Below are 14451 nucleotides of genomic sequence, written 5' to 3'. Positions count from 1 at the left end.
CCTCTCCAAGTTCGGCTAGCGAACTTGTTCGCAAGCCTGCCTATCCTCCCCCCCGGAGGGGAGAGGGTTATTCGGTTTAGCCGAGCAGCTCTTGTTCGAGCTTCTTGGCCATTTCTTCGATATTTTCAGGCGGCCAGCCGGGGATGTCCATGCCGAGGCGCAGGCCCATCGACGAGAGGACTTCCTTGATCTCGTTGAGCGACTTGCGGCCGAAATTCGGAGTGCGCAACATCTCGGCTTCGCTCTTCTGAACTAGGTCGCCGATATAGATGATGTTGTCGTTCTTGAGGCAGTTGGCCGAACGGACCGACAGTTCGAGCTCGTCGACTTTCTTGAGAAGGTAACGGTTGAGCTGGTTGGCGTCCGATTCCTCGCTCGAAGCCGGAGCAGCAGCGAGGCCGATCATCGGCGACGAAGCCGCCATCGACTCTTCAAAGTGGACGAAGACTTGCAGCTGGTCCTGAAGGATGCGGGCGGCAAATGCGACCGCGTCTTCAGGGCTGATCGTGCCGTCGGTTTCAACGGTGAGGTTCAGCTTGTCGAAATCCAGTTCTTGACCGATACGCGCATTGTCAATCTTGTAGGCGACCTGGCGGACCGGCGAATAAAGCGAGTCAACCGGGATCAGACCGATCGGCGCATCAGCCGGACGATTAGCAACCGAAGGAACATAGCCTTTGCCGGTGTCGGCAGTGATTTCCATGTTCAGCGTCGCACCATCGTCAAGATGGCAGATGATCAGATCGGGGTTCATCACCTGGATATCACCGGTAACGGCAATATCACCAGCCTTGACGGTAGCCGGGCCAGTGGCCGAAAGCTGCATGCGCTTCGGGCCTTCGCCTTCCATCTTCAGGGCAACCTGTTTGATGTTCAGGACAATGTCGGTGACGTCTTCACGCACGCCGGCAAGCGACGAGAATTCGTGAAGTACATTTTCGATCTTGATCGAGGTGATCGCTGCGCCCTGCAGCGACGAGAGCAACACGCGACGCAGCGCATTGCCGAGCGTCAGGCCAAAGCCACGCTCGAGAGGTTCGGCGACGAAAGTGGCCTTGCGACGTGCGTCGCCAGCAGGCTTCACTTCGAGGCCCATGGGCTTTTTCAGTTCCTGCCAGTTCTTCATGTTGACGGACATGGATTTCCCCTAGGTTGGGCGGGATCGGTTTACTGGTGCACCTTACCGAACCGCCTTGAAAATAAAGGACGCGGACCGGCTGGCCCGCACCCTTGAAACGGATTCAGACGCGGCGGCGCTTCGAAGGACGAACGCCATTGTGCGGAATCGGTGTCACGTCGCGTATCGAGGTGATGGTGAATCCGACAGCCTGCAAGGCACGTAGCGCGCTCTCACGGCCCGAACCCGGACCCTTCACTTCGACCTCGAGGGTGCGGACGCCATGTTCCGCAGCCTTCTTGCCGGCGTCTTCTGCGGCGACCTGAGCAGCATAGGGAGTCGACTTGCGACTGCCCTTGAAGCCCATCGTGCCAGCCGACGACCAGCTGATGGCATTGCCCTGGGCATCGGTGATGGTGATCATCGTGTTGTTGAAGCTGGCGTTGACGTGGGCAACACCGGCCGAGATATTTTTGCGTTCGCGCCGTTTAATGCGCTGAGGTTCGCGTGCCATTTTTGCTCGATCCTGTCTGTATCTGGGAAAAGCTGCGGAAACCCGCGCTTACTTCTTCTTGCCGGCGATCGGCTTGGCTTTGCCCTTGCGGGTGCGCGCATTGGTATGCGTGCGCTGGCCGCGAACGGGAAGGCCTTTACGGTGACGCAGGCCGCGATAGCAGGCGAGGTCCATCAAACGCTTGATGTTCATCGCGGTATTGCGGCGAAGGTCGCCCTCGACGGTGTGATCGGTGTCGATCGTTTCGCGAATCTTCAGAACTTCGGCGTCCGAAAGATCCTGCACCCGGCGGGTGTGATCGATTCCCAGTTTGTCAGCAATTTCGACCGCTTTGGTGCGACCGATGCCATGAATGTAGGTGAGCGCAATGATAACGCGCTTATTGGTAGGTAGGTTAACCCCGGCAATACGTGCCAATTTCTTGCTCCTTGCTCCACAGAATCCGATAAGGATCCTATCTCAACGCGAAAGTGGTGAGCCGACAACGCAGAAAAAACCAGCGGGCGCACAGAAGCGCTGCTGGTTTTACCAGTGTGTCGGATGCAAACCCTTTACGGTGAGTCGCACGGGGTGTCAAGCCGCAGCCTGCCGCGCTTTCCACCGATTAGCCAGTGCCCTTTGTCCGGGTCTTTCCGGCCTCTGCATTGTCCTCGATAAACTGGATGATCCTGGTCGCGATATCCTTGTTGGTCGCTTTTTCGATACCTTCAAGGCCCGGGGAGCTGTTCACTTCCATGATAACCGGGCCGTGGTTCGATCGCAGCATATCAACGCCCGCGACATTCAGACCCATCGCCCGCGCCGCGCGGACGGCGGTCGAGCGTTCTTCAGGCGTGATCTTGATCGCATTGGCCGTTCCGCCCCGATGCAGGTTTGACCGGAAGTCATCATCCGCACCTTGCCGCTCCATCGCCGCCACCACTTTGTTGCCGATCACAAAGGCGCGGATATCGGTACCATTGGCTTCCTTGATGAATTCCTGGACCAATATATTCACATTGGCGCCGCGAAATGCCTCGATCACCGAGCGCGCGCTGTTTTCGGTTTCTGCAAGCACGACGCCGATCCCCTGCGTGCCTTCGAGCAATTTGATAACCACTGGCGCGCCGCCGACCATCTGGATAACCTCGCCGGTCTGGCGCGGATCGTGCGCAAAGGCGGTGACGGGCAGTCCGAGCCCTTTGCGCGCGAGAATTTGCAAGCTGCGCAACTTGTCGCGCGAACGACCGATGGCGACGCTTTCATTGAGTGACCAGATCTTCATCATCTCGAACTGGCGCAGCACGGCTAGGCCGTAAAAGGTCACCGACGCCCCGATGCGCGGAATGACGGCGTCATAGCGTTTGATCTTCTCACCCTGATAATAGGCTTCGGGCCGGTGCGAGGTGATGTTCATCGTCACCCGCAACGTGTTCAATATGTCGATTTCATGCCCACGCGCCCGTGCCGCTTCGGCAAGGCGCTGGTGCGAATAGAGCCCGGCGTTGCGCGCGAGCATGGCGATTTTCATTTTTCCTCCGATGGTGCGGGCTTTCCCAGCACCCATTTACGTCCGCTGTTCACCAGCATCAGACCGCGGCGCAAGGCCCGCCGTCCGATCAGGACGGGAAAGGCCATCGACCGACGGTTCGCCAGTGTCAGCTCAGATTTCCAGCACAATTTACCCAAACAGATTTGCGTTTCGATGACAAAGCGGTGCTGCCTTTCGCCGTTCGAGCTGCGCACCTGCCGCCGGTCCACCAATGGAGCTTCGAAGCGTCGTGGTGTGTCACCCGGAAAGGGACGGAACCAGAATTCGACCCACTCCCTGCCCTCACGCTCAAACGACTTTACCCGTGTGGCATGGATCGACGAAGTGGCAGCCCCTGTATCCATTTTGGCATGGATGGCAGCGAGGCCAAGCCCGGGCAGATCGACCAGCTCGCACCAGCCGATTTCGGCTTTCGCACGCACAGGCTTTTTGCGCCGTACACGTGGCAGTGCGGATGGATCGGCCATATGCGGGGCTTATTCGGGCTGATCGGCGCTTTCGGCGTCGTCAGCTTCGACATTTTCCGGCTTGCCCACCTTGGGTTCTGGCTCGATGGCATCAACCGCTGCGTCCAGATCGGTCTTTTTCGCGGCCTTTTTGGGATCGGTCTTTGCTGGCGCCTTGGTATCCGGTTTTTTCGCGTCGTCTGACTTCTCGGTTGTATCGGTGCCAACAACCTTGCCCAGTGGTTTGATCATCCGGTCAAATTGTTCGCGCAGCACACCATCGACTGCAGGGCCGATATCGGCCGTTTTGAAGCGCATATAGCCACCGACGACATAGGAGAAGCTGACCCTTGTTCCAGCTCCGCTCTTCAGCGGCTCCATCGCGACTGTCAAAGTTCCGGTCACGGCCTCTGCCTGTAGCGGGCCAAGGCTTCCGCGCATCCGCAGCACCTTTCCGGGCTGCGAGAAAATCACGCGCATATGCTCGACACTGCCCTTGGTGGACAGTTTCCCGTCCTTGTCCTTTTCCTGAAACAACTCGCAGAAACATCCACCGGCTTGCGGATCGATATAAAAGCCCGCGGTGCTACCCGACCAGCTATGTGCCGGGTTCCACCAGTCTTTAGCGGCGAGCAGTCGTTTCCAGACATCGTCGGGCTTTGCCAGCACATCGGCGGAGTGAAGTGTCGAGAAACCCTGCTCGGTGATGGTTTTGACCTCTGCCTGGGCAGGGGTGGCGAAGAGCGCCAGAGCTGTGGCGCCAAATGCGATATATTTGATCATGCACCTTATTAGCCGCGCAGCACCCCGCTCGGCAATCGTCATAATAGGTCGCCCCGTCCCAAACCGCAGTGATGGGCCTGTCGAAGCACGTCCCTCGGCTCAGCGCAAACCTCTCAGCGCCCTTCGACAGGCTCAGGGCTGCGGTTATTACTCGCCCAATATGGCGGCGATCGCCTCGGTTACTTCGTCGATATCCGCCATGCCGTCGACCTTGCTGACTAGACCACGCGCTTCGTAGATCGGCAAAATGGGTTCGGTCTTCGCACGATATTCGCCCATGCGGGTGCGGACGGTTTCTTCATTATCGTCCGGGCGACGCTTGAATTCGGTCGAATCGCATTTGTCGCAAACACCGTCCCTGGCCGGCTTTTTGAAGCTATCGTGATAGCCCTCGCCACAATTGGCGCAGGTAAAGCGACCGACGATGCGTTCGACCAGCGCGTCTTCGTCGACCACCAGTTCGACGACATGGTGCAAGGTGCGGCTGCGGCCATCGAGAATGGCGTCAAGCGCATGCGCCTGTGCTTCGGTGCGCGGATAGCCGTCAAAGATCACGCCGGTGTCGGGTGACAGCTCGTCAAGCGCCTCGCCAATGATGCCCGAAACGATCTCATCCGAAACCAGTTCGCCTGCTTCCATTACCGCCTTGGCCTTCAGCCCGGTTGGCGTTCCCGCCTTAACCGCGGCGCGGAGCATGTCGCCGGTCGACAGCTGCACCATAGCGCGCGTGTCGACCAATATGCCTGCCTGCGTTCCCTTGCCAGCGCCCGGGGGGCCGAGAAGAATGATATTCAGCGTCTTGCTCACGTTACCCCTGCCCCTTTATTCGGTGGCCAACCGGATCAGCGTCCGCGATTGCCCTTCAATTTCGCTTTCTTCAGCAGATCACCATATTGGTGCGCCATCAGATGGCCCTGGATCTGCGCGATCGTGTCGACCGTCACATTGACCAGAATCAGCAGACTGGTGCCGCCCAAAACAAAGAACTGCGTCTGTCCCGTTTGTCCCATCATGAAATCAGGGAGCAAGCAGACCACGGTCAGATAGGCTGCGCCCAGAACGGTGATGCGCGTCAGCACATAATCGAGATAATCCTGCGTATTCTTACCGGGGCGGATGCCCGGGATGAAGCCGCCGGCTTTCTTCAGATTTTCTGCCGTTTCTTCAGGGTTGAAGACAACCGCTGTGTAGAAAAAGCAGAAGAAGACGATGCCCAGACCATAGAGCAGCAGATAGATCGGCTGACCATGCTGCAGCCATTGCAGCAGCTGGATGATAATATCGCCGGTCGCACTTTCACCCGCTACTTGATTGCCACCCAATTGGCTGATCGTCACCGGCAGCAGCAGAAGCGAAGATGCGAAGATCGGCGGAATAACCCCTGCGGTGTTGAGCTTCAACGGCAGGTGGCTGCGATCTGCCTGCATCATGCCGCGCTGGCTCGCCCGCTTTGGATATTGCACCAGCACGCGCCGCTGGGCGCGTTCAAAGAAGCAGATCAGCAGGGTCAGGCCGACGAACATCGCGATGAAGCCGACGACGATCACACCGCTGATCGAACCGGTGCGCCCGCCTTCGAGCAGGTTGGCGACGAGACGCGGCATCTGTGCAACAATTCCCGCCATGATGATCAGCGAAATACCGTTGCCGATACCGCGGCTGGTGATCTGTTCACCCAGCCACATCAGGAAGAGCGTGCCACCGACAAGACTGATGGTTGCGACTACGCGGAACATCAGGCCCGGTTCGACAACCGCGCTGATACCATTGGCCGCTGACAGCGATTCAAGGCCTGCCGCAAGGAAATAGCCCTGCACGGCGGTCAGCAACACCGTGCCGTAGCGCGTATATTGGTTGAGCTTTTTGCGCCCGCTTTCGCCTTCTTTCTTGATCGCGGCGAGCGTTGGCGACAGCGAAGCCGCCAGCTGCACGACGATCGAGGCGGTGATGTAAGGCATCACGCCGAGTGCGATGAGGCTCATACGCTCCAGCGAACCGCCCGAGAAAGTGTTGAAGATATCAAGCACACCGCCCGCGGCATTATTCGCATAAAGCGCGGCCTGTGCGATCGGATCAACACCCGGCAGCGGAACGAAGCTGAGCAGGCGGAACACGATCAGCGCACCGATTGTGAACCAGATGCGGCTCTTAAGATCGGTGGCTTTTCCGAAGTTCGAAAAATTTACCCCGGATGCCATTTTGTCGGCTCGCGATGCCATGAAATAACTTTCCCTTGATTCCCGATTGCTGCGCTAGCCGTTGCGGCAGGAGCAATCTACCCCGAATTGACATGTCGATGTTCCAGTGGCCTGAAAACACCAAACCCCGCACGCCCATATCGGCCAAAAAGCCAATATCGGGATGCGGGGCTGGTTCGACAAGAGCGATGTCACTCTTTTGTCACTTTGCCTTCTTGGCGCTGCCCTTCTTTTCGGCAGCTTTTTCAGCTGCGGGCTTCACGACCAGGATTTCTACCTTGCCGCCAGCCTTTTCGACAGCTTCAACAGCGGCCTTCGAAGCACCGGCAACCGACAGGTTGACCTTTGCAGTCAGTGTGCCCTTGGCGAGGATGCGGACGCCATCCTTGCCGCCGCGCGACAGGCCAGCAGCCTTGAGTGCAGCCTGATCGATGACAGCCTTGGCGTCGAGCTTCTTAGCGTCGATGAACTTCTGGATCATGCCCAGATTCACTTCGGCATAGTCTTTGGCGAAGATGTTGTTGAAGCCGCGCTTCGGGATACGCATGTGAAGGGGCATCTGGCCGCCTTCAAAGCCCTTGACGGCTACGCCCGAACGGCTCTTCTGACCCTTTTGGCCGCGGCCCGCTGTCTTGCCTTTGCCCGAACCGATACCACGGCCAACGCGCATCTTGCGATGACGTGCGCCTTCATTGTCACGGATGTCGTTTAGTTTCATGTCTTGCACTCGCTTTCGCTTTTAGTCGCGCTGAATTCTCTCCCCTTCAGGGGAGAGATAGGGAAACTTGGCAGCTTGCTGCCTAGTTGAACTAGAGAGGGGGAAGCCCCTCTCCCACTGCGACTAGGCTATGCTACGCAAAGCCAAGTCTCGTTGCCCTCTCCCCTGAAGGGGAGAGAGAATAGTTTACCCGACAACCTCAACCATGTGCCGCACGGTGCGGATCATGCCGCGCACTTCGGCGGTGTCTTCAAGTTCGACCACCTTGTGCATCTTGTCGAGGCCCAAACCCTGCAGCGTCTTGCGCTGAACGGCGGGGCGGCGGATCGGCGAACCGGTCTGCTTGATCTTGATTTTCGCCATGTCGAATTACTCCGTAATAGCTTCGGCGTCGGCTTCGGCAGTCTTGCTGCCACCGCGACCGAGAAGGTCGGCGATTTTCTTGCCGCGACGCTGCGCCACCGATTTGGGGCTGGTTTGTTCAGACAGGGCCGCAAAAGTGGCGCGGACCATGTTGTACGGGTTCGACGTGCCGATCGACTTGGTCACCACGTCGGCAACACCAAGGCTTTCGAACACAGCGCGCATCGGACCACCAGCAATGATGCCGGTACCGGCGGGTGCCGAACGGACATAGACATTGCCTGCGCCGAAACGGCCGGTGCCGTCATGATGCAGCGTACGACCGTCTTTCAACGGAACGCGGATCATCTTCTTTTTCGCAGCAGCGGTCGCCTTGTTGATGGCTTCCGGCACTTCGCGTGCCTTGCCGTGGCCAAAGCCGACACGACCCTGGCCATCGCCGACAACGACGAGAGCTGCGAAACCGAAGCGCTTGCCGCCCTTTACGGTCTTCGAAACGCGGTTGATGTGCACGAGCTTTTCGATCGTGCCGTCATCTTCTTTTTCTTCGCGCGGTTTGCGATCATCGCGGCGGCCACGGCCACCACCTTCGCCACGCCCACGACCGCCGCGACCGCGACGACCACCTTCAGCTTCAACAGCTTCAGGAGCGGCTGCGTCAACGACGACGTTCTCGTTGGTGTTGTTTTCGTCAGCCATCATCAGAACTCCAGCCCGCCTTCGCGGGCAGCATCGGCCAGCGCCTTGACGCGGCCATGAAACAGGAAACCACCGCGGTCGAAGACAACGCTGGTCACGCCAGCCTTCTTCGCGGCTTCTGCAACGCGCTTGCCGACTTCGGCGGCAGCCGCAGACGTCGAGCCGTTCTTGGTCTTGACCGCCTTGTCGTTGGTCGAAGCCGAAGCCACGGTCACGCCCTTGGAGTCATCGATGACCTGGGCATAGATGTGGCGACCGGTGCGGTGCACCGAAAGACGGGGACGTCCGGCAACCTGCGCACGCAGTTTCGAACGAACGCGCTGGCGGCGCTTTTCAAAGAGAGACAGTTTAGCCATGGCTTATTTCTTCTTCCCTTCTTTGCGGAAGATATATTCGCCGCGGTACTTGATGCCCTTGCCCTTATAGGGTTCCGGCTTGCGCCAGCGACGGATTTCGGCAGCAACCTGCCCCACCTTCTGCTTGTCGATCCCGGTGATTTCCACCGTGGTGTTGTCCGGGGTCTTGATTTCAATGCCTTCGGGGATCGCGAAATCCACGTCGTGGCTGTAGCCAAGCTGCAGCTTCAGATTACGGCCCTGTGCGTTGGCACGATAGCCGACGCCGGTGATTTCGAGGACCTTGGTGAAACCATCAGTCACGCCGGTGACAAGGTTCTGCACCAAAGTGCGCTGCATGCCCCAGAATGCGCGAGCTTCCTTGCTCTTGTTCGCGGGCATAACCGACACGCCTTCGTCCTTGATTTCATAGGAAATCAGATCGCTCATCGGCATGGTGAGTTCGCCCTTGGGGCCCTTCACCGACAAGGTGCCATCGCCGATGCTGGCGGTAACGCCAGCCGGAATGGCAACGGGTTTCTTACCAATGCGGCTCATCAGAACACCTCCGCCAGGATTTCACCGCCGACATTCTGGGCGCGTGCTTCGGCGTCCGAAAGCACACCCTTCGGGGTGGAAACGATGGTGATACCAAGGCCGTTGCGGATGACGGGAAGCTCGGTGCTGCCCGAATAGACGCGGCGACCGGGCTTTGAAACGCGGGCAACATGCTGGATCGCAGGCTGGCCTTCGAAATATTTCAGCTCGATGCGCAGGCCCTTATGAGCGCCCAGTGCTTCTTCGCTATAGCCACGGATATAGCCTTCGCGCTGCAGCACGTCGAGGACGCGGGCACGCAGCTTCGAAGCGGGCGAAACGACAGAGTCTTTCTTCGCGCGCTGGCCGTTGCGGATGCGGGTGAGCATATCACCCAAAGGATCGGTCAATGCCATTTTCTCTATCCCTTACCAGCTCGATTTCGTCACGCCGGGGATCAGGCCCTTATTGGCCAGATCGCGCAACTGGATACGGCAGAGCCGGAATTTGCGGTAATAAGCGCGCGGACGGCCCGTGGTTTCGCAACGGTTGCGAACGCGGGTCGGGTTGCCATTGCGCGGGATCTCGGCCAGTTTAAGGCGCGCGATCAAGCGCTCGCTTTCGTCTTTCGACTCGTCATTGGCAATTGCCTTCAGCCGGGCATATTGCCCTGCATATTTCTTGACGAGCTTCTTGCGACGCTCATTTTTGTTGATCGAACTCAGTTTCGCCATGACTTAAGTTCTCGTCCTTTCTTGACGAGGAAGCACGCTTACGCGGCTTCCTTTTCCTCAGCTTGTTCTTGCGGGAAGGGGAAACCAAACAGGCGAAGAAGCTCACGAGCCTCATCATCGCTGTTCGCGGTGGTGGTAACGATCACGTCCATACCGCGTACGGTATCGATCGAATCGTAGCTGATTTCCGGGAAGATGATCTGCTCTTTCAGGCCCATGGCAAAGTTGCCGGCACCATCAAAGCTCTTCGGGTTCAGGCCACGGAAGTCGCGAATGCGGGGCATTGCGATCGTGACCAGACGGTCCAGAAATTCATACATGCGGGCACCGCGCAACGTCACCTTGACGCCGATCGGCATGCCTTCACGCAGCTTGAAGCCTGCGATCGACTTGCGGGCACGGGTGACAACCGGCTGTTGGCCAGCGATCAACTTCATTTCCTCAAGAGCGGTCGTAACCTTCTTCTTGTCTTGCGAGCCTTCGCCGACGCCCATGTTGAGCGTGATCTTTTCGATCTTCGGAACGGCCATGCGGTTGGCATAGCTGAACTTTTCGGTCAGGGCCTTGACGACGGTGTCGTCATAGCGCTGCTTCATGCGCGGGGTGTATTTTTGATCAGCCATCGATCTTCTCCCCGGTTTTCACGGCGACGCGAGTCTTTTTGCCGTCCTTACCGGTTTCAATGCGAACGCGGCTCGGCTTGCCATTCTTGTCGGCAATCGCAACGTTCGAGATGTGCAGCGGGGCTTCGAAACGGTCGAGGCCGCCCTGCGGGTTTGCCTGGCTCGGCTTGCGGTGACGCACGGCAACATTGACGCCCGAAACGACGACTTTCGACGCCTTCGGATCGACGCGGGTGACTTCGCCAGTCTTACCCTTGTCCTTGCCGGCGAGCACGACAACCGTGTCGCCCTTTTTGATTTTCGCCATAGCCATGATTACAGCACCTCCGGTGCCAAGCTGATGATTTTCATGTGGTTCTTGGCACGCAGTTCACGAACTACGGGGCCAAAAATACGGGTGCCGATCGGCTCCTTATTGTTACCGATAAGCACGGCAGCGTTGGAGTCGAAACGGATGACCGAACCGTCGGCACGACGGATATCCTTGCGGGTGCGAACGATGACGGCCTTGTGGACGTCGCCTTTCTTCACCTTGCCGCGCGGCTGGGCTTCCTTGATCGACACCACGATGATGTCGCCAACGCCAGCAGTACGACGCTTGGAGCCGCCGAGAACCTTGATGCACTGGACGCGCTTGGCGCCGCTGTTGTCAGCCACATCGAGATTGGATTGCATCTGGATCATGGCTTAACCTTCCGCGAGTTCGGCTGCAGCCTCAGGTGCGGCGCCAACGCGCTCCACCAGAGTCCAGGTCTTGTTCTTCGAAATCGGCGCACACTCCTGAATGCGGACCACTTCACCAGCTTTCGCGGTGTTGGCTTCATCATGTGCGTGATACTTCTTCGAACGACGGATGATCTTGCCGTAAAGCGGGTGCTTCACCTTGCGCTCGACGAGCACAACGACCGTCTTGTCGTTCTTGTCGGACACCACGGTGCCGGTAAGAATACGTTTGGGCATCGTATATGCTCCCTTATGCCGACTGCTTGGCGGCGCTTGCGCGCTCGCTTTGCAGGGTTTTGATACGCGCGATGTCGCGGCGCACTTCGCGGATGCGGGCCGGCTTTTCGAGCTGGCCAGTGGCACCCTGAAAACGCAGGTTGAACGCTTCACGTTTCAGTTCGCCAAGCTGGACTGCCAGCTGGTCGTCAGTCTTGACGCGCAGGTCTTCGATCTTGCTCATCCTTCTGCTCCCAGATGCGAGGTGTCGCCAAGACGGGCAACGACCTTGACCTTGATGGGCAGCTTCATTGCAGCGCGGCTGAATGCCACGGCAGCAATCTGGCCCGGAACACCGTCGAGTTCGAACAGGATGCGGCCCGGCTTAACCTTGGCTGCCCAATATTCGACCGACCCCTTGCCCTTACCCTGACGGACTTCGGCAGGCTTTTTCGACACGGGAACGTCGGGGAACACGCGGATCCACAAACGTCCCTGACGCTTGATGTGGCGGGTGATCGCACGACGAGCCGCTTCGATCTGGCGCGCGGTGATGCGTTCCGGTTCCAGCGCCTTGAGGCCGTACGAACCGAAGTTCAGCTCGGTACCACCCTTGGCATTGCCAGAGATGCGGCCCTTGAACTGCTTGCGGAACTTGGTTTTTTTAGGTTGCAACATGATGCTTGCCTATTCCCTTATCAGCGACGGTGGTCAGACTGCGGACGAACGCCCGAGGTCTGCGCTTCCATCATCAAGCGGTCGGTCGCCATCGGGTCATGACCAAGGATTTCTCCCTTGAAGATCCAGACCTTGATGCCGATGATGCCATAAGCGGTGAGTGCTTCGGCTTCGGCATAGTCGACGTTCGCACGCAGCGTGTGCAGCGGAACGCGACCTTCGCGATACCATTCGGTACGGGCGATTTCAGCACCGCCAAGACGGCCACCGCAGGTGATCTTGATGCCTTCTGCACCCAGACGCAGCGCCGACTGAACCGCACGCTTCATGGCGCGGCGGAAGGCGATACGACGGATCAGCTGGTCTGCAACACCCTGGGCGACAAGCTTCGAGTCGATTTCGGGCTTGCGGATTTCCACGATGTTGAGGCTGACGTCGGCATCGGTATATTTACCAATGGCTTTCTTCAGCTTTTCAATGTCGGCACCCTTTTTGCCGATGATGACGCCGGGGCGTGCTGCATAGATCGAAACGCGGCACAGCTTGGCCGGACGCTCGATCACCACCTTGGAGATCGCAGCCTGGGGCAGCGTCTTCATGATGAACTTGCGGATGTTGATATCTTCCAGCAGCATGCGGCCATAGTCCGCACCTTCGGCGTACCAGCGGCTGTCCCACGTGCGGTTGATCTGCAGGCGCAGGCCGATCGGATTGCTCTTCTGACCCATGATTAAGCCTCTTCTTCCTGTTCGCGAACGACGATGCGCAGGCGGCTGAACGGTTTCAGGATGCGGGTCGATTTGCCGCGGCCACGAGCGTGGAAACGCTTCATGGTCAGCGCCTTGCCGACACTTGCCTCGGCAACGACAAGGCTGTCGACGTCGAGATTGTGGTTGTTTTCCGCATTGGCGATGGCCGAAGCCAGCACCTTCTTTGCATCAACAGCCATCGCACGCTTCGAAAAGCTGAGGATGTTCAACGCTTCTTCGACCTTACGGCCACGGATCAGCGCTGCAACAAGGTTGAGCTTCTGCGCCGAACCACGGATCGTGGTGCCGACAGCCAAAGCTTCCTTTTCGCCAACGCGGCGGGGGGCGGCTTGCTTACCCATTAGCGTTTGCCCTTCTTGTCTGCGCCGTGACCATGATAGGTACGGGTGGGCGCGAACTCGCCCAGCTTGTGGCCGACCATGTCTTCGTTGACCGAGACAGGGACGAACTTGTGGCCGTTATAGACGTTGAACGTCAGACCAACGAACTGCGGAAGGATCGTCGAGCGGCGCGACCAGGTCTTGATCGGCGCGCTGCTGTTCGCATCCTGCGCGGTTTCTGCTTTTTTCAGCAGATAGAGGTCGACAAAAGGACCTTTCCAGACGGAACGAGCCATGACTTACCTCTTCTTCTTCGCATGACGTGACCGGATGATCATCTTGTCAGTCGATTTGTTCGAACGGGTGCGTGCACCCTTGGTCGGCTTGCCCCATGGCGTCACCGGATGGCGACCGCCCGAGGTCCGGCCTTCACCACCGCCGTGCGGGTGGTCGACCGGGTTCTTGGCAACACCGCGGGTAAGGGGCTTGATGCCCTTCCAGCGGTTGCGGCCTGCTTTCGCCAGCGTCTGGTTCGAGTTGTCGGGGTTCGAAACCGCGCCAACCGTGCCCATGCAGCTGCCCAGGATATAACGCTGTTCGCCCGAGTTCAGACGAACGATAACCTTGCCGCCATCACGTCCGACGAGCTGCACATAGGTGCCTGCCGAACGGGCGATCTGGCCACCCTTGCCCGGCTTCATCTCGACATTGTGGCAGATCGTGCCAACCGGCATCTGCGACAGAAGCATCGCATTGCCCGGCTTCACGTCGGTCTTTTCACCAGCAACAACGGTGTCGCCGACATTCAGACGCTGCGGTGCAAGGATATAAGCCTGTTCGCCGTCCGAATATTTCACCAGTGCGATGAAAGCGGTACGGTTGGGGTCATATTCCAGACGCTCGACAGTCGCGGGCATATCCCATTTGCGACGCTTGAAGTCGACAATGCGATATTTCTGCTTGTGTCCGCCGCCGATGCCACGCGAGGTGACATGGCCCTTGTTGTTGCGACCGCCGGTCTTGCGCTTGCCTTCGGTCAGCGCCTTGACGGGCTTACCCTTGTAAAGGCTCGAACGGTCGACGAGCACGAGGCCGCGACGCGCCGGGCTGGTTGGTTTGTAGCTCTTGAGTGCCATTTTCCTGCCC

At 58.6% G+C, this 14451-nt stretch carries 25 protein-coding genes; all 25 read right to left on the bottom strand.

The genetic code is table 11. The features are described 5' to 3' along the window. Nucleotides 1-76: 76 nt before the first annotated feature. The 25 genes from ABL922_RS11475 to rplB all read right to left on the bottom strand — a co-directional run bounded on the left by ABL922_RS11475 (nt 77) and on the right by rplB (nt 14441). Complete coding sequence (locus tag ABL922_RS11475) at nt 77-1138, bottom strand: DNA-directed RNA polymerase subunit alpha (protein ID WP_349024340.1); 1062 nt, start codon at nt 1136-1138, stop codon at nt 77-79. 103 nt (nt 1139-1241) lie between these two features. Continuing rightward, nucleotides 1242-1631, bottom strand: a complete 390-nt coding sequence (gene rpsK / locus ABL922_RS11470) for a 30S ribosomal protein S11 (protein WP_349024339.1) — start codon at nt 1629-1631, stop codon at nt 1242-1244. 48 nt (nt 1632-1679) lie between these two features. Continuing rightward, complete coding sequence (rpsM, locus tag ABL922_RS11465; RefSeq protein WP_349024338.1) at nt 1680-2048, bottom strand: 30S ribosomal protein S13; 369 nt, start codon at nt 2046-2048, stop codon at nt 1680-1682. Nucleotides 2049-2235: 187 nt separating this feature from the next. Continuing rightward, nucleotides 2236-3141 (bottom strand): 30S ribosomal protein S6--L-glutamate ligase, encoded by a 906-nt coding sequence (gene rimK, locus ABL922_RS11460; RefSeq protein ID WP_349024337.1) that lies wholly within the window; start codon nt 3139-3141, stop codon nt 2236-2238. Continuing rightward, nucleotides 3138-3629 (bottom strand): ATP-dependent zinc protease, encoded by a 492-nt coding sequence (locus ABL922_RS11455; protein WP_349024336.1) that lies wholly within the window; start codon nt 3627-3629, stop codon nt 3138-3140. Before ABL922_RS11455 ends, rimK begins: the two co-directional genes overlap by 4 nt. 9 nt (nt 3630-3638) lie before the next feature. Beyond that, nucleotides 3639-4391 (bottom strand): hypothetical protein, encoded by a 753-nt coding sequence (locus ABL922_RS11450; protein WP_349024335.1) that lies wholly within the window; start codon nt 4389-4391, stop codon nt 3639-3641. Nucleotides 4392-4538: 147 nt separating this feature from the next. Further along, the gene (locus ABL922_RS11445) at nt 4539-5186 is read right to left on the bottom strand and encodes an adenylate kinase (RefSeq protein ID WP_349024343.1); all 648 of its coding nucleotides are present in this window, start codon (nt 5184-5186) and stop codon (nt 4539-4541) included. 47 nt (nt 5187-5233) lie between these two features. After that, nucleotides 5234-6610, bottom strand: a complete 1377-nt coding sequence (gene secY / locus ABL922_RS11440) for a preprotein translocase subunit SecY (RefSeq protein WP_349024334.1) — start codon at nt 6608-6610, stop codon at nt 5234-5236. Between the two features lie 181 nt (nt 6611-6791). Beyond that, nucleotides 6792-7307 carry a 50S ribosomal protein L15 gene (gene rplO, locus ABL922_RS11435; RefSeq protein ID WP_349024333.1) on the bottom strand — a complete coding sequence of 172 codons (516 nt, stop codon included), beginning with the start codon at nt 7305-7307 and terminating at the stop codon, nt 6792-6794. Nucleotides 7308-7493: 186 nt separating this feature from the next. After that, nucleotides 7494-7670 (bottom strand): 50S ribosomal protein L30, encoded by a 177-nt coding sequence (rpmD, locus tag ABL922_RS11430; protein WP_349024332.1) that lies wholly within the window; start codon nt 7668-7670, stop codon nt 7494-7496. Between the two features lie 6 nt (nt 7671-7676). Further along, nucleotides 7677-8369, bottom strand: a complete 693-nt coding sequence (gene rpsE / locus ABL922_RS11425) for a 30S ribosomal protein S5 (protein ID WP_349024342.1) — start codon at nt 8367-8369, stop codon at nt 7677-7679. Nucleotides 8370-8371: 2 nt separating this feature from the next. Next, the gene (gene rplR, locus ABL922_RS11420) at nt 8372-8725 is read right to left on the bottom strand and encodes a 50S ribosomal protein L18 (protein ID WP_298605433.1); all 354 of its coding nucleotides are present in this window, start codon (nt 8723-8725) and stop codon (nt 8372-8374) included. A gap of 3 nt (nt 8726-8728) precedes the next feature. Continuing rightward, complete coding sequence (gene rplF / locus ABL922_RS11415) at nt 8729-9262, bottom strand: 50S ribosomal protein L6 (protein ID WP_349024331.1); 534 nt, start codon at nt 9260-9262, stop codon at nt 8729-8731. Beyond that, on the bottom strand, nt 9262-9657 hold the full coding sequence (rpsH, locus tag ABL922_RS11410; protein ID WP_349024330.1) for a 30S ribosomal protein S8: 396 nt from the start codon (nt 9655-9657) through the stop codon (nt 9262-9264). The genes rplF and rpsH overlap by 1 nt, the downstream gene beginning before the upstream one ends. A gap of 12 nt (nt 9658-9669) precedes the next feature. Next, on the bottom strand, nt 9670-9975 hold the full coding sequence (rpsN, locus tag ABL922_RS11405; protein WP_115547718.1) for a 30S ribosomal protein S14: 306 nt from the start codon (nt 9973-9975) through the stop codon (nt 9670-9672). 38 nt (nt 9976-10013) lie between these two features. Beyond that, nucleotides 10014-10598 (bottom strand): 50S ribosomal protein L5, encoded by a 585-nt coding sequence (rplE, locus tag ABL922_RS11400; protein WP_349024329.1) that lies wholly within the window; start codon nt 10596-10598, stop codon nt 10014-10016. Beyond that, the gene (gene rplX, locus ABL922_RS11395) at nt 10591-10911 is read right to left on the bottom strand and encodes a 50S ribosomal protein L24 (RefSeq protein ID WP_298605442.1); all 321 of its coding nucleotides are present in this window, start codon (nt 10909-10911) and stop codon (nt 10591-10593) included. Before rplX ends, rplE begins: the two co-directional genes overlap by 8 nt. Before the next feature lie 2 nt (nt 10912-10913). Next, complete coding sequence (rplN, locus tag ABL922_RS11390) at nt 10914-11282, bottom strand: 50S ribosomal protein L14 (protein ID WP_349024328.1); 369 nt, start codon at nt 11280-11282, stop codon at nt 10914-10916. A gap of 3 nt (nt 11283-11285) precedes the next feature. Beyond that, complete coding sequence (rpsQ, locus tag ABL922_RS11385) at nt 11286-11558, bottom strand: 30S ribosomal protein S17 (protein WP_298605445.1); 273 nt, start codon at nt 11556-11558, stop codon at nt 11286-11288. 13 nt (nt 11559-11571) lie between these two features. Next, nucleotides 11572-11781, bottom strand: a complete 210-nt coding sequence (gene rpmC / locus ABL922_RS11380; protein ID WP_349024327.1) for a 50S ribosomal protein L29 — start codon at nt 11779-11781, stop codon at nt 11572-11574. Then, a complete protein-coding gene (rplP, locus tag ABL922_RS11375; protein WP_349024326.1) occupies nt 11778-12215 on the bottom strand; it encodes a 50S ribosomal protein L16 in 438 nt (145 codons plus the stop codon). The genes rpmC and rplP overlap by 4 nt, the downstream gene beginning before the upstream one ends. A 20-nt stretch (nt 12216-12235) precedes the next feature. Beyond that, entirely contained in the window at nt 12236-12943 is a 708-nt protein-coding gene (gene rpsC / locus ABL922_RS11370) for a 30S ribosomal protein S3 (protein WP_349024325.1), read from the bottom strand. A gap of 2 nt (nt 12944-12945) precedes the next feature. Further along, nucleotides 12946-13326 carry an uL22 family ribosomal protein gene (gene rplV / locus ABL922_RS11365; protein WP_349024324.1) on the bottom strand — a complete coding sequence of 127 codons (381 nt, stop codon included), beginning with the start codon at nt 13324-13326 and terminating at the stop codon, nt 12946-12948. Next, nucleotides 13326-13601, bottom strand: a complete 276-nt coding sequence (rpsS, locus tag ABL922_RS11360; protein ID WP_115547709.1) for a 30S ribosomal protein S19 — start codon at nt 13599-13601, stop codon at nt 13326-13328. Before rpsS ends, rplV begins: the two co-directional genes overlap by 1 nt. Before the next feature lie 3 nt (nt 13602-13604). Then, the gene (gene rplB, locus ABL922_RS11355; protein ID WP_349024323.1) at nt 13605-14441 is read right to left on the bottom strand and encodes a 50S ribosomal protein L2; all 837 of its coding nucleotides are present in this window, start codon (nt 14439-14441) and stop codon (nt 13605-13607) included. Between the last annotated feature and the right edge of the window lie 10 nt (nt 14442-14451).

Source organism: Sphingorhabdus sp. (genome assembly GCF_040079335.1).
In the GTDB taxonomy this organism is placed as follows: Bacteria; Pseudomonadota; Alphaproteobacteria; order Sphingomonadales; family Sphingomonadaceae; genus Sphingorhabdus_B.
The sequence above is the reverse complement of the archived record's forward strand: the minus strand, read 5'-3'. Positions and strand labels throughout refer to the sequence as shown.

Excerpts from the sequence above, each read along its gene's own strand:
- rplP (WP_349024326.1), bottom strand. The coding sequence starts at position 12,215 with ATGTTGCAACCTAAAAAAACCAAGTTCCGCAAGCAGTTCAAGGGCCGC.
- rpmD (WP_349024332.1), bottom strand. The coding sequence starts at position 7,670 with ATGGCGAAAATCAAGATCAAGCAGACCGGTTCGCCGATCCGCCGCCCC.
- ABL922_RS11455 (WP_349024336.1), bottom strand. The coding sequence starts at position 3,629 with ATGGCCGATCCATCCGCACTGCCACGTGTACGGCGCAAAAAGCCTGTG.
- rpsH (WP_349024330.1), bottom strand. The coding sequence starts at position 9,657 with ATGGCATTGACCGATCCTTTGGGTGATATGCTCACCCGCATCCGCAAC.
- rpsQ (WP_298605445.1), bottom strand. The coding sequence starts at position 11,558 with ATGCCCAAACGTATTCTTACCGGCACCGTGGTGTCCGACAAGAACGAC.
- rpsK (WP_349024339.1), bottom strand. The coding sequence starts at position 1,631 with ATGGCACGCGAACCTCAGCGCATTAAACGGCGCGAACGCAAAAATATC.
- rplX (WP_298605442.1), bottom strand. The coding sequence starts at position 10,911 with ATGGCTATGGCGAAAATCAAAAAGGGCGACACGGTTGTCGTGCTCGCC.
- rplE (WP_349024329.1), bottom strand. The coding sequence starts at position 10,598 with ATGGCTGATCAAAAATACACCCCGCGCATGAAGCAGCGCTATGACGAC.
- rpsS (WP_115547709.1), bottom strand. The coding sequence starts at position 13,601 with ATGGCTCGTTCCGTCTGGAAAGGTCCTTTTGTCGACCTCTATCTGCTG.
- rplV (WP_349024324.1), bottom strand. The coding sequence starts at position 13,326 with ATGGGTAAGCAAGCCGCCCCCCGCCGCGTTGGCGAAAAGGAAGCTTTG.
- rplF (WP_349024331.1), bottom strand. The coding sequence starts at position 9,262 with ATGAGCCGCATTGGTAAGAAACCCGTTGCCATTCCGGCTGGCGTTACC.
- rpsN (WP_115547718.1), bottom strand. The coding sequence starts at position 9,975 with ATGGCGAAACTGAGTTCGATCAACAAAAATGAGCGTCGCAAGAAGCTC.
- rpsE (WP_349024342.1), bottom strand. The coding sequence starts at position 8,369 with ATGGCTGACGAAAACAACACCAACGAGAACGTCGTCGTTGACGCAGCC.
- rpmC (WP_349024327.1), bottom strand. The coding sequence starts at position 11,781 with ATGAGCAAGATCGAAGACCTGCGCGTCAAGACTGACGACCAGCTGGCA.
- rpsC (WP_349024325.1), bottom strand. The coding sequence starts at position 12,943 with ATGGGTCAGAAGAGCAATCCGATCGGCCTGCGCCTGCAGATCAACCGC.
- rplN (WP_349024328.1), bottom strand. The coding sequence starts at position 11,282 with ATGATCCAGATGCAATCCAATCTCGATGTGGCTGACAACAGCGGCGCC.
- rplB (WP_349024323.1), bottom strand. The coding sequence starts at position 14,441 with ATGGCACTCAAGAGCTACAAACCAACCAGCCCGGCGCGTCGCGGCCTC.
- ABL922_RS11475 (WP_349024340.1), bottom strand. The coding sequence starts at position 1,138 with ATGTCCGTCAACATGAAGAACTGGCAGGAACTGAAAAAGCCCATGGGC.
- rplO (WP_349024333.1), bottom strand. The coding sequence starts at position 7,307 with ATGAAACTAAACGACATCCGTGACAATGAAGGCGCACGTCATCGCAAG.
- rplR (WP_298605433.1), bottom strand. The coding sequence starts at position 8,725 with ATGGCTAAACTGTCTCTCTTTGAAAAGCGCCGCCAGCGCGTTCGTTCG.
- secY (WP_349024334.1), bottom strand. The coding sequence starts at position 6,610 with ATGGCATCGCGAGCCGACAAAATGGCATCCGGGGTAAATTTTTCGAAC.
- rimK (WP_349024337.1), bottom strand. The coding sequence starts at position 3,141 with ATGAAAATCGCCATGCTCGCGCGCAACGCCGGGCTCTATTCGCACCAG.
- ABL922_RS11450 (WP_349024335.1), bottom strand. The coding sequence starts at position 4,391 with ATGATCAAATATATCGCATTTGGCGCCACAGCTCTGGCGCTCTTCGCC.